Below are 12,106 nucleotides of genomic sequence, written 5' to 3'. Positions count from 1 at the left end.
CGTCACATCCCATCGTTTGGCGCGAGCTGGATTGCGGCGGTCGGGCACCCTTCTGCCGCAACGCGAATCACATCAATCGGATCGGCGGCCGAGTCGATTACGATCGCCTTGGCTTCCTCGTCATGGCCGAACGTGCCGGCCGCGTAGACGAGGCAGATACCGCTACCCATACACCGCTCCCGATCTACGGTGACCGTCCAGGTGTCGCTCATCTCAATCCCCACTCGCCGGGGCGGTTCGACGCCATCGCCCGATATCCTTACGGCACCCAGCATCAACGAATCCTTCCGGTTGAGCTTAGCGCGATCTTTACGTATTCGGCCAATTCCTTGCCTTGCCCGGCCAATCCCAACTGCCTTTAGATGTGACTGCCGCGCCCGTTTACAGGATGGCCTTGCTGGCTTTGAGTTCGTCGATTTCGTCCCAGGTGAGGCCGAGTTCGAGGAGCACGGTCTCGGTGTGTTCGCCGTGCTCGGGGGTGCGGGCCGGCTGGCTGGGCTGCTGGTCGAACTGCACGGGTGCGGTCGCCAGCGAGAGGGAGTGGCCGTTGCCTATGTCGATATCGGCGAGGTAGCCGTTGGCTTGGACCTGGGGGTCCTGCGCCAGCTCGTGGGGCTGTTGGCTCGGTGCCCACTCACCCTCGAACTTTGCCGCCACTCGTCAAAGGTGTGCTGGGTGAAGACGCTGTCGAGCCACTCGGCGCATGCCTGGGCGTTGCGGCGGCGGGCGTCGATGTCGAGGAAGCGGGGGTCGGTCGCCATGGTCGGCGGTGCGATACGGAAGTATCAAGGGTTCCCCACGCGGCGAGCACGGCCCCCGACAACGGGACGAAAACGTGCGAGGCCACCTCGAGCACCCGCACCCCGGCGAGTGGCGCCGCGCTCACGCCGTGCTGGTCGGCTGGTGCGAGTGGGCGAACTGTCCACTGTGACCGCCTTCCAGTCCCGAGTGCCGCGGGAGACGATCGAGATGTCGTGGCCTGCAACTTCCCGCCGCAACGCGCCGGTCGTGCACTGCTCGCGCGGCCGGAGGGCGAACGGGTCGAACGAGAACACCCGCATGGCATTCAGGTGGGTGACTTTGTCGACCTGCGTGTCGGTCAGCCCGGCCACTGCCTCCGCCACCACCTCGGGGGAGCGCGGCCAGGTGCTGTCGGAGTTGGGGTAGTCGCATTCCCAGGTGATCATGTCCTCGTTCATCCGGTCAAGGTTGGCCAGGCCGAAGGCGTCGACGATGAAGCAGGTGACGACGTGGTCGAGGAAGACTTCGCTCGGTAGCCGGCCGCCGAGGTTGGGGCGGGTCCATGCCTTGTGCTGCTTGTAGGTGTAATCCACCCGATGCCGCCCCGACCCGATGTGCACGCACACGACCGTCTCGGTCTCCTGACACGCCGCCCAGAACGGGTCCCAGTGGTCGCTGTGCAGTGACGGCAGACCGAGAGCGTAGGGGTTCATCGAGAAGCTGACCGCGTGCGAGCCCTTGGCCGCGGTCCGGCGGATCTCGGCGGCCATCAGCTGGGGGTCCCAGATGGGCGGGATCGAGCAGGGGATGAACCGGTCGCGGTAGGAGCCGCACCAGGCGTCGAGGTGCCAGTCGTTGTAGGCCTTCAGGACGGCGAGGGCAAGGCCGGGGTCCTGGTCGACTCGGCTGGCGAAGAACTGGCCGCAGAAGCGGGCCATCGACGGGAAGTCCAGCGAGGCGAGCACGCCTGTTGGCGCTCATATCTTTGACTCGCTCATGCACGTCGTAGCAGCCCCGCCGCAGTTCCTCGAGCCGCGTCGGCTCCACGCCATGCTCCTCAGGCGGGCGGCCGGCCACCGCGTTCAGCCCCGAGCTGCGGGCCTCGCCTTCGCCGAACACCCACTTGTCGCTCAGCTCGTCCGAGACGAGCCGGGGGGCCCGGTCGGCGTACTTGGCCGGGATGAAGCCGTCGAACATGTCAGGTGGCTCGATCACATGGTCGTCCACGCTGATCAGGATTAAGTCGTCCTTGTTCACGCCGCCTCCGCTACCGCCGCCATAATGATCCCGACGTTCAGCTCAGACGGCTCGATGGTCCACATCGGTAGTCATCAGCTCCGGTGCGAGTGCCATCCTTGCCCGTCTGGGACCGTCAGCAGCGTCCTGTGGGCTCATCATCGACGGCCCGACCCTGGCCGTCTTTGCGCGTTCGGCCAAGTCGTTGACTATTTCGGCCCCACCGTCGCGGTCTAATTCCCCAGTAGCCAATCCGACGCACCCGGCTGGCGATGATTTGCCGTATCCCACCGGCGGTCATTGGTCCGGATGAAGGGCATGAAGCCGGTCGCTGGCGGTGGACGTCAAGGCCGTTGGAACAGGCCAGCCCATCCTGCCCGGCAACGCCCGGACCCGGAGGCACAGTGCTGGCGGTGGATGGCGTGAACGACCTTTCCAACCGGGCAGTCGAGAAGAAGGAGCAGTGCCGTATCGGACACCGCGGGATGCTCACCAGGAAGCTCGTCTCCATGCCGGATACGTAGTCGGCAGCGTCCCGAGCGCCGCATTGTTCGCGGTGCACCGCCCGGCGTAACCCACCGGCGAACGGGCTCATTCGGCGCAGACGCGCTGGCGGTAGGCGGTAGGCGTCTCCCCCGCGTACTGGCCGAACGCCCGCGTGAAGGCGCTCACGCTCTGGAAGCCGACGGCAATGGCGATAGCGGTGACGTTCTGGCTCTGGCCGTCCTGCGCGAGCAGGACCATGGCTTTCAGCAGGCGGCTCTCGAGGTGGTACCGGCGCCAGGACATGCCGGTCGCGGCGGCGAACGCCCGGCGCAGCGAGCGCTCCGACGCCCCGATAGCCGCGCACACCTTGGGCAGGGACACCTCGGCCAGGTGCTCGTTGGTGTAATCCATGGCCGCGGCCACGAGCGGGTCGCGGCTGGTTGGCAGGCACAGCGGGGTCTCGCGGTCGAGCCATTCGACGACGAGGTGGGCGAGGGCTTCGAAGAAGGTGTCGGCCATCGGGTCCTGCACCGTCCGGCTGATCGGCCACCGCTTGGCGTACAAGATCATCTCCCGGATCACCGGTGCGGCGGCGAGGATGCGGACCCGGTCGCCCGCCGGCAGGCCCATCGCAGGGTCGAAGAAGACCCCGACGGCCTTGACGTTGGTCATCGTGCTGGAGTGCACCATCCCGGCTGGGATCCAGACGGCCTGCTGGGGCGGGAGGAGATAACGCGCCGTCGCCGTCTCGACGTGGACGATGCCTTCGAACGCGTACTCCAGCTGGTGAACCTCGTGCGAATGCCAACCGCTGGCCACTTCGCGGCCGACCCCCAGGGCGTACGTGCCAGCTCGCACGACCGATGCGTCAACACCCTGGTGCCGCAGACTGGCCGCGATGGGCGAGGTCGGGGAAGAACCCGCTGGGACCGCCATGGGCGGATAGTAGTGCCGCGTCGCTCCCTAAGATGATTTTGCAAGAAAACATGGCCGGGCACGACATCCGCCGCGGCGATCAGGTTGAGCGGCGTCGCGCCGGCGGCTGGAGCAGGTAGAGGGCGCGAACCTTGGCGGCAAAGCCCTGGTCAGCGGGAGGGTCGCGACAGTCGTGGACCGTCGCCGTTCGAGATCGACTTCCTTGAGGATCTGGCCGATCGGCGCGACCGAGTGCCGTCCTGTCGAACGACCCACGCCGCCCCGGTCGATGGCTCGCCGGTGTCCAACGGCCTTGACGTCCACCGCCAGCGACCGGCTTCATGCCCTTCATCCGGACCAATGACCGCCGGTGGGATACGGCAAATCATCGCCAGCCGGGTGCGTCGGATTGGCTACTGGGGAATTAGACCGTGACGGTGGGGCCGAAATAGTCGACGACTTGGACGAACGCGCAAAGACGGCCAGGGTCGGGCCGTCGATGATGAGCCCACAGGACACCCGGCCGGCGGTGGCGGTGTGGTCGAGGGTGATCGCAAGGATCAGCCGGTGCAGCTGCAGGGTGAGCCCTCTGGGAAACGTGCCACCGCATACATTGATCAGCTGCTTGGCCTCGTGGGAGGGCCAGTGCCCGGATACGGCCCTGTCTGATCTCTCGTATCGATCCACCCGAAGCTGACCCGAAGAGGAAGGACGACAGCTGCGCTTCGTACTTGTCCATGGCGGATTCCACGGTGCATGGTGCTGGGAGCGGCTCACTCCAGAACTCCAGAACTCGAGAAGCGCGGTCACACCGCACTAGCTATCGATCTTCCCGGCCACGGTAAGCGAGTCGACGATGACGCCACTCTCGCCCGCTACCGCGACGCGGTCGTTGAAGTGATCGAACCCGGTGACGTGCTGGTCGGCCACTCGATGGGTGGCTTTATCGCCAGCCTGGCAGCTGATGCGACGGTCGACGTGGTCCGCCATGTCGTGTACCTCGCCGCTGGACTGCCCATCGAAGGACAGCCCATGCAGGCCTCGGGAGCCGGCAGCCTTCACGGAACCCATCTCTATCCCGCGTTTTTGGGAAGCCGAGCTAACACGCAGCCTCATCCTCTGCCGGCAGGATCACGCAAGCGGGCCTGAAACCGCAGTCCAAAAGACGATCGCCAGGCTCGGTGTCGACCCCTTTTGGATAGACACCTCTCACTCCCCATTTCTCAGCCAGCCCGCCCTCTGCGCTGAAATGATCATGGAAGCAACGAATCGACCACCGATCGGTCCGCTTCGCCCCAGGTGAGCTACTTGGGCGGCGCAGGCGGCCAGCTTCAGGAACACCCCACCCGAGGACGATGCGTGGATCGTGCCCTGGTCCCGTCGACGCACATGCTCATGGCCACCAGTACTAGGGCGAGGGACCGGCGTCGCAGGGCTGGCTACCAACAGTTTTGGCCATGACAGAGCCGGTGATTAAGTCTGGAGTCGACCCGGCGAACGCTGCGCTGCAGATCAATGCTTTTCCGACCCGCTTTGGCGGCATTGTGGATCTCCGCAGGCCTGACGCTGAACGCCGTGCGGGAGACGGTGCGGCTTTTCCTGGATCTGGCCGACGAGGCCGAACGCGTCTTTCAATGTGGTCCATGCCCGCTTGCTGACGATTAGCCTTGGCGGATGTTCCGCAACCCGTGCTTGCCGCGCAGCCGTGCGAGAAGGGCGTCCGCGATCGCGGCGCCCTCCTTCAGGGAGACGTTGCGGTACCGCGCGACAACGTCCTCGGGCACCACGCTCAGCATCACCAGATGTTTGAGGAAGATCTTGGCGGCCTCTCGTGCCGGGGCTAGGAAGGGAACGACGACGTCGTGCCGGGTCCAGCGAGCCCAAGGGGTCCTCGCGAATACGCACAACGACGGCGGCTGCGTCTGCGAGACGTCGAGACTTGGCGGCGTCCTGCATCTCCCGACCATCATGCCAATAGGAGCCGTCAAACTCTAGGATCAGAGAAAGTTCCGGTGCATAGATATCGACACGCTCGACGCGAGAGCCGATTTTGACCGTGTGCTGGTCGAGCGCGAGTGGAACGGGCTGGGGAGCTGGACCTGCTCGAGGGGGTCGGTGTCGGCCTGGCCGAACAGGTCGGTCATGGGCACCGCGACACCGTTCTTGGCGAGGACCGCGTGGATCTGGGCCTTGCACGCCGACCGGATCGCGACGAGCGCCGCACGATGGCGGACGGTCTCGCGGAGTTCCCGGACCGGCGGTGGAGCGGCCCACGTTTCGGGTAGGCGTCCCATGCGGAGCAGGCCCGTGAGATCCGTGGCGTCGCGGACGTCGTTCTTCACCCGCCGGTAGGTGAAGCCCTTCACGCCTAGCGGGTGTGCGAGGTGAACCTGGGCGCCGGTGGCGGCCAGCACGTCCGCCGCCCAGTACCAGCCGTAGGTTGCTTCCAGCACCACGTCGGGGTGCTCACCGGCACGGCTGATCTCACGGGTGAGGGTGGCGGGGTCGTTGCTGATCCGGACCGTTCCCGGTGGGTGCCCGTCCGGGGTCATCCGCACGATCACCGATCGCCGCCGATGGAGATCGATTCCCACAATCTGGCGACCCTCATACGATGGACTCACAGGGGCCTCCTTCGTCGGTAGAGGTGAGCAACCCCGAGGGACCTACCCCGACCCCGGGGCGTCACCAGGAGCGGAGGCCCCGCCCCTTCATCGCATCAACGGCCCGACCGTATCGGTGGAGCCAGTCCACGCGAAGATCCGCCGCGACGGCTACGCCGGCAATACGAACGCCACGAAGATCAGGTAGTTCGGCGGAATGCTGGCTGGCGCGTGGGGACGGTCGGCGGGTGTACGAGAAACAGGTCTAGATTCGGAGCATCCGAAAATGCGCGGTTAACCGGTTCCACGCGACCGGGTGAATGGGCCGGCTGCCCACCGCGGACAACGTCGGCAGATTGGCCACCGTCCAGCGGCGCGGACGCGGCGGCGGCGAGGCGGCCTGCGCATCTTCGGCGATGTGGCGCGGGGCTGGCGGCGAGCGCGACGGTCTCCGTCTACGTCACCTGACCGGAGAACGCCTTCCGGTGGCGGAGGGCACCCGGCGACATCGCGTCATGCGAAGCAGTAGGAGTCTGACGAGGCGTCGCCGCCTTCCAGCCGGATCTGGTGCACGCGTAGGCCGCGGAAGTCGGCGCCGCGTGGGAAGAAGCGGACGTCCGGGCTGACCCCGCCCGCGTCCGCGTCCGCATCGAGGCGTGCCATCCACGCGCCGACGCCGTCCGGGTAGAACTGGTCGTCCCACGCCGCGTACAGCGAGTTCGTCAGGTAGACCCGACGTCCGTCACGGCTGATCTCGACCATCTGCGGCCCGCCGGCGAGCGGCTCGTCCGGGGCGGCCGGGTGGGGGGTGCGGCGCACGATCCCGCCGAGGCGCACCGACCCGACCTCCCGTGGTGAGAACGGGTTCCGAACGTCGAACTGCTTGAGCTCCCCGGTTCCCCAGCAGGACACGTAAAGCCATCGGTCATCGACGGACAGGTCGATGTCGGTCACCAGGGCGGGGACCGCGCCGAACGGACGGATGACCGGTGGCAGGTCAGCCGGCTCCGCGGGTTCGGGCGGGATCGTGATGACCTTCCGCGCGGCCCACCGGTCACCGTCGCGGTACCACAGCCACACAGACGCGGAAAGATCCGTGACGTTTGTGACGACGCCGGCGAAGCCGTGGGAGGCACGCGGATCGTGGGCCGGGCGCACCTCCAACACCATCTGGTTGTCGTCACCCAAATCGACGGTCTGCCGGTGGCGACCGCTGTCGAGGTCCCAGAAGTGCAGAGCGTGGCCGTACTCCCGGCCGAGCAGGAGTTCGGCGTTGACCCCGTCCTCGATCATTGACGGCGTACCCCACTCGGAGGTGACCGCCACTCCCTGCGCGAGGTGCCACCACACGTCGTACGCCAGGTACTGCGGGCCGCGGTCGCGTTCCCAGGGCCCGACCACGTTGAACGTGTCATGATCGAGTAGCGCCACCCCGCCGGGTCCATCGGAGCCGTTTGCCCCGCCCAGCGCCGACAGGTAAAGACCATGCGGCCCGCAGTGGACGGTGTGCGGCCGGGAGTAACCGGCCTTGGTGGCGAGCTCGGCGGCCTCGATCGTGCGCACCACGCGCGGGCTGCGGGGATCCGGCCGGGTATCCAGTATGTGGATCCGGGAAGATCGCAGCCCCGGGACGACGAGATAACGTCGCTCGAGGTTGGCGGCGTGTCCGTGGTGCCCGTGGCAGAGCGCGCTGCTGCAGGCGTTCCAGCCGAAGTGGTGCAATTCGTCGTCGCGTCCCGATAGGTCGGTCCAACCGACGATCCGGCCATAGGAGGACGAGGTGGAATCAACGTCGACGACGGTCATCGCATCCGATACGGCTCCCTTCGGATCGAAAGCGGCGACATAGGCCAGCTGCTCCGGAGGGGCCGCCGCAGCGTCGCCGGGTGAGCGGTAGAAAGTCGGATCCGGGTTGCTCACAGCTACCCTCCTCGATCGGGACGACCAGGATCGATCGGGACGACCAGGGCGGTCCAGCTCGCAAGGCCGTCCAACCACGTCCGTCCGCGATTTGAGGTCAGCCTGTCCAGGTATCTTCATTGCCCCGGTTAAAAATACTGAAACCGGGGGCTGGCCTCGGATTCGGTGCGTAAGTCTCACCGATTGGCGGCGGAGCGGTTTGGTGTGGGAGACGAGCCGGGAAAACGGTAAGGCCAAGCCCTGTGCACAACGTGACCACCGTGGCCGTGGGGTCCGGAAGTCCGATTCATCCGCGCCTGCCGCATGCCAGTCGTTCACCGTCGCCGGGAGCCCTGAGTCACAGGTCACCGTCCGCGACCGATGGTTCCGATATCGCGTTCGTCCAGCGGCGAGCGCGTCGGCGGCTACGGTGATCTTCCGTCGCGGTCTGCCGTGATGCTCTGCGCGGTGAACTTCGAGCTCTTCGGCCGGCTGAACACCCTCGTCGAGGCCGGGGAGACGTACTTCGCTATCAGATGCGTGAGATCGCCCGGCTCATCGGGCTGTGACGACCGGGCGCGGTCCGGTCAGGCCCGGCCGGATGGGTCCGGGTCCAGTCGGCCTGCAGTCCCGGCCGTGGCGGTCTCAGTCGCAGTGCTCCCAGGCGCTTCCCCAGGACGAGCCAGTGTAACTGCCACCCCACTTCACGCACTTCCCCGGCGCGTATACGTACACCGGCTCCGCGTAGTACTGAAAACTGCCCGAATCAGACTGCCGCGCCGAACTACCTTCCACCTGCACCCACGCACCCATCGACCCGGCCACCCCCACACCCGACCCCGACTTCAACGTCACCACACAGTTCCGACTGCCGTTGTACAGCAGATAGATCATCGCCGTGTCACCCGCCAGAGAATGCCGGTCGATCTGCGAATACCCCGACCCACACACCTGCGTCGCCGAGTATGGATTCGGCTTCGGTGCGGGTGCGGGTGCGGGTGCGGGTGCGGACGTAGGTGCAGGTGAAGGTGTAGCTGTCGGAGCGGGAGCCGGCGCGGCCGGAGGCACGGGCGGAATCGCCGGCGCGGGCGTGTCGGCGGGCGCGAGCGACTCCGAACCGTCAGTCCCGGACCCCGAACCACCGGGACCCGAGCCGGGCACCTGCCTCGACGGTTCCCCGCCGGCCTCCGGGGCGACCGTGGCAGCCAGTGCCGCGGAGCTGCCTGCCACGCCGACTTGCCGGGACGCGGGCCCCGCCGCGTCCCGTTCCGGACGGGCCCCCTTCGGCCCTACCGAGATCTCGCCGTCCGCGTCACGGAAATTCCCACCCGCCGACCCCGAACCGTCCGACCCCGACGAGGTCCAGACGACCGTCGGAACCGCGATGATCAGAGCGACCATGCAGGTCGCCACCACAAGCAGAACATTACGGCGCCGGCTGGAACCCGATCCAGGGCCCACAGCGTCCCCGCCCACCGGATCGGACGCACCCGGCATCGGGCTCGCTGGCGGGACGACCGACGGCTGGGCGCGCTCGTCCTCGCCGAGCGCATACCCCTCGGATGGATGCAGGTAGCCGCCGCGCCCCGTCTCGTCGCCTGTCCCCAGCGGCGAGGACGGGTCCGGACGCGGATCTTCCGCCGCAGCCAGGGACAGCCCACCCGGAGGATCATCGGCCGGATGGGACACCGCCGGCTCGCCACCGGATTCGTTCCCGCGGACCAGTCCGGTCCGGTCCGCCCGGCTCCGATATCAGTGCCTGCATCGTCGGCTCTCCTCGGAAAGAAGGGGCAGAACGTCCAGAATCTTGTCAGGATCGGATCAAGATCGGTCGATGTGGGGGTCACCGGTCGGCTATGACCGCGGCGAGGTTGGCGCCGGTGAGCTGCCGCAGTGCCCCGATGTCCGGCCACGTGCCGAGCGCACAGACGGCGGGCCTGCGCCGTGCACGTGGCCTCGAAGAAACGGCGCGCCTTCGGGGCGTTGCCGAAGTGCGCGGTCCGTGGGACGTGGCGAAGAACGTCCGGCAGTCCAGAGTGTCGCCCGGCGCATCGATGATCATGTCCCATCCGCCCGAGATCACCGCGTCGCATGGCCGGGGATGGGCACCACGGGGCGGGTGGCCACCGGGGCAGCGGTGCCGGACTGTTCTCATCCGTCGGACGTAACAGGAGCCAGATCAGCGCCGATGATGATTGTTCCCCGGTTCGGGCCCTGCTCGATCCTCCACTCGCGTGGCTCGGGGAACGGACGCACCGGCTCGAACCTGTCAGGATCGCCGTCGTAGCCCCTGCCTGGCACCGTGCTTGCGCGGTGGTAGCGACGCACCCGGGATTACGGCTGCCGGCGGAGGGGCTACCGAAAGAGCACCGCCCTCACGTCACGCCAGGAACGCGCACAGACGGCTGGCATTCGCTGGTCGGGCAACGCGGCCATGGCGACAACGCCGGCGCCGCGCCCTCCCAGCAGGCGCCGCCGGGCGTGGTTCACGGACGAGGCCCGCGCGCCCGCGGCATGACGGGCACCGCTCAGAGCCCGGTCGAAACCCTCGGTGCGGAGCCTTCCCGTCCCAGCGTCGTGGATCTTACGGTGCCGTCTCGCGCGCCGTCCTCGGTGGGTGCCTTCCCGGTCACCCGCCGGAAGCGCTGACGGTATTCCCCGGGCGTGATTCCGAAACGCTTGCGGAAAGCGATGTGGAAGCCGACCGCACTTTTGTACCCGACCTTCTGGGGTATCGCGCCGAGCGGGATGTCGCTTTCCGCGAGAAGGCGCGCGGACTCACGCATCCGGCGGAGGACGAGATGGCTGGACGGGCTCTCGCCGACGATCTCGCGGAAACTGGCCGCGAAGGCCGATCGAGACATGCCGACCTCCCGGGCCAGGGACTCGATCGTCCAGGGCTCGACGAATCGCGTGTACATGACCAGCAGAGCTTTGCTGATGGCCGGGTCCTTCAGCGCGGTGAGCACCTCCGGACGATCCATCATGCCGCGCAGCAGTGGGTGGAGACTGAGAATGAAGAAGACCTCGAAGATCCGCAGGGTGATCAGGCGCGCACCGGGCCCGCCGTCCCGGTCCGTGACGAGTTGGTGGATGATGTCCCGCAGCAGTAGTTCCGCCTCCACGGCCTCCCGCTCGAGCGTGAGGATCCACGGCAACGCGTGGTACAGGGAGGACACGGTGTTGGCGTCGTAGTAGAGGCCCGCGCAGAGTATCCGTGTCTGCTCGCCCTCTCCACCGAGAGCCAGCTGGCTCGAGGTCCCCGGCGAGCGGTCGGCGAGCAGGGTCCGCAGCGGCACGCCTCGCCGATCAGGGCGGTCTGAGACCCGGTGCGACCGCCCGGTGGGGAATACCGCCAGGTCCCCCTCTCGCAGTAGGACCGGCCGGGCCCCCTCGGTGCCGATCCAGCACGAGCCCTCGATGACGTAGTGGAGTACGACGCAGTCCGATTCAGAATCACCCTCGATCGACCAGGGAGAATTCAGTAGCCAATGGCTCTGGAACACTCCGGTCAGACGAATCGGACGTAGAAGCTCACCCAGCAGATCGTTTTCCTGGTCCGCTACCTGCACGGGCATGTCCCCGCTCCCTCGGTACTGGCGGCTCGCTCCATTGGACGGTACCTGCGGAACACCGGGCGTTCGACCGGGTCATCCGCGGTACATCAGTATCCGAGCCTAACCTGTACACAACCGCCAGATTCAGGTCCGCACCTGGTCGCGAAGACGACAATATCATCCTGATCGGGAACCGCGTGGTCTTCGGGGCCGGGGCCCAGGTCAAGCCATGTGACCCCGGGCCCTCGATCGGGTAGGGCGGTGCCGCCGAGGTGACGAGTCTCACGGACAATGAGGGATTTCCGCCCGGCTCGATCGACATAGCGCCAATGTCACCCGCGCCCGGCCGCGGCCAGTTCGGTGGTGTCCAGGACTGCCGGGTCATCCAGGACACGCCCTTTTTCGTTCGGCGGCCCCCGGGTGGCGCAGGCCCGTTCCGGGGCCCGGACGGGTCCCGGGGGGAACTCCCGTTCCCGCAGGCGATGCGGCCACATCGAGCCGACCTCCGACCCACGCGCCCGCCCAACCAGTCCAACCGTCCAACCAGCCGCGATTGTCCGCCGCCGCAGGACGGGCCATATTCGGTGACAGTAGAGGCCGGATGTGGTATCAGGGTGCGCAGAGTATCGGACACCCGGGGATGCGCGGGCATCGAGCCGTCCCGGATGC

9 protein-coding genes and 1 pseudogene are annotated in these 12,106 nt (G+C 67.2%); 1 reads left to right on the top strand and 9 read right to left on the bottom strand.

From position 1 onward, the window contains the following. Positions 1-2: 2 nt before the first annotated feature. The 4 genes and pseudogenes from FRANEAN1_RS26570 to FRANEAN1_RS26555 all read right to left on the bottom strand — a co-directional run bounded on the left by FRANEAN1_RS26570 (position 3) and on the right by FRANEAN1_RS26555 (position 3,399). Entirely contained in the window at positions 3-275 is a 273-nt protein-coding gene (locus FRANEAN1_RS26570; RefSeq protein ID WP_243657796.1) for a ferredoxin, read from the bottom strand. Positions 276-381: 106 nt separating this feature from the next. Next, complete coding sequence (locus tag FRANEAN1_RS26565) at positions 382-657, bottom strand: CoA transferase (RefSeq protein WP_020462850.1); 276 nt, start codon at positions 655-657, stop codon at positions 382-384. Between the two features lie 225 nt (positions 658-882). Beyond that, positions 883-1,998 (bottom strand): annotated as a pseudogene (locus FRANEAN1_RS26560) (amidohydrolase family protein). Between the two features lie 570 nt (positions 1,999-2,568). After that, entirely contained in the window at positions 2,569-3,399 is an 831-nt protein-coding gene (locus FRANEAN1_RS26555; RefSeq protein ID WP_083788335.1) for a helix-turn-helix transcriptional regulator, read from the bottom strand. 735 nt (positions 3,400-4,134) lie between these two features. On the opposite strand from FRANEAN1_RS26555, the gene FRANEAN1_RS39605 reads away from it, so the two are divergent. After that, the gene (locus FRANEAN1_RS39605; RefSeq protein WP_198145376.1) at positions 4,135-4,527 is read left to right on the top strand and encodes an alpha/beta fold hydrolase; all 393 of its coding nucleotides are present in this window, start codon (positions 4,135-4,137) and stop codon (positions 4,525-4,527) included. A gap of 512 nt (positions 4,528-5,039) precedes the next feature. Here the strand turns inward: FRANEAN1_RS39605 and FRANEAN1_RS44075 are convergent. The 5 genes from FRANEAN1_RS44075 to FRANEAN1_RS41565 all read right to left on the bottom strand — a co-directional run bounded on the left by FRANEAN1_RS44075 (position 5,040) and on the right by FRANEAN1_RS41565 (position 11,931). Beyond that, positions 5,040-5,174, bottom strand: a complete 135-nt coding sequence (locus FRANEAN1_RS44075) for a hypothetical protein (RefSeq protein ID WP_347176768.1) — start codon at positions 5,172-5,174, stop codon at positions 5,040-5,042. Positions 5,175-5,375: 201 nt separating this feature from the next. After that, positions 5,376-6,002, bottom strand: coding sequence for an IS110 family transposase (locus FRANEAN1_RS26545; protein ID WP_020462845.1), 627 nt, complete (start codon positions 6,000-6,002; stop codon positions 5,376-5,378). 492 nt (positions 6,003-6,494) lie between these two features. Continuing rightward, positions 6,495-7,901: a selenium-binding family protein gene (locus FRANEAN1_RS26540; RefSeq protein ID WP_041254833.1), complete on the bottom strand. Its 1,407-nt coding sequence runs from the start codon at positions 7,899-7,901 to the stop codon at positions 6,495-6,497. A 2,507-nt stretch (positions 7,902-10,408) separates the two neighbouring features. After that, a complete protein-coding gene (locus tag FRANEAN1_RS26530; RefSeq protein WP_020462843.1) occupies positions 10,409-11,458 on the bottom strand; it encodes an AraC family transcriptional regulator in 1,050 nt (349 codons plus the stop codon). A 311-nt stretch (positions 11,459-11,769) separates the two neighbouring features. Further along, on the bottom strand, positions 11,770-11,931 hold the full coding sequence (locus FRANEAN1_RS41565; protein WP_157472810.1) for a hypothetical protein: 162 nt from the start codon (positions 11,929-11,931) through the stop codon (positions 11,770-11,772). Between the last annotated feature and the right edge of the window lie 175 nt (positions 11,932-12,106).

Origin of the sequence: Parafrankia sp. EAN1pec (genome assembly GCF_000018005.1) — a bacterium.
In the GTDB taxonomy this organism is placed as follows: domain Bacteria; phylum Actinomycetota; class Actinomycetes; order Frankiales; family Frankiaceae; genus Parafrankia; species Parafrankia soli.
Note: the sequence above shows the minus strand (reverse complement) of the source record. Positions and strands in the feature narration are given on the sequence as shown.